Origin of the sequence: Chimaeribacter coloradensis, from assembly GCF_002858715.1 — a bacterium.
GTDB lineage: Bacteria > Pseudomonadota > Gammaproteobacteria > Enterobacterales > Enterobacteriaceae > Chimaeribacter > Chimaeribacter coloradensis.
On sequence record NZ_PJZH01000101.1, the window covers coordinates 1 to 331 of the forward strand.

Genomic DNA, 331 nt, shown 5'->3' on the forward strand with positions numbered 1-331 from the left:
ATATGCCCGCTTTCGTTACCGCCCGGATAGGGCTGGATTACGACGACATCACCCTCTTGCAACATTTCTCCTGTACCAATCACCGTAAAACCTGCGTTGCTGAGTAAACGACCATAATCTTTTGCATGCAACGTCTGTCCTATATTTACGCCGCCTGCATTAATAGCCCGGCGGGTAAAGGCTGCGCATCTTCCTTGTGAGGATGATGTTGCATGTTGTCTGATATAAACCGCCGCAGTGTGTTTATTCCATCCCATCGTTTTTCCCTTTTAAGTGGCCCATTAACGGCGGCTATTCCAGCACGTGGGAAAGGAGGCGGGTAGACAAAATA

Annotated in this window: 1 protein-coding gene; it reads right to left on the reverse strand. The window is 48.9% G+C overall.

The genetic code is table 11. The annotated features are described in order from the left end of the window. On the reverse strand, nucleotides 1–257 hold a 257-nt coding region (locus tag CYR32_RS21590), incomplete at its 3' end, for a hypothetical protein (RefSeq protein WP_146000757.1). Nucleotides 258–331 lie beyond the last annotated feature (74 nt).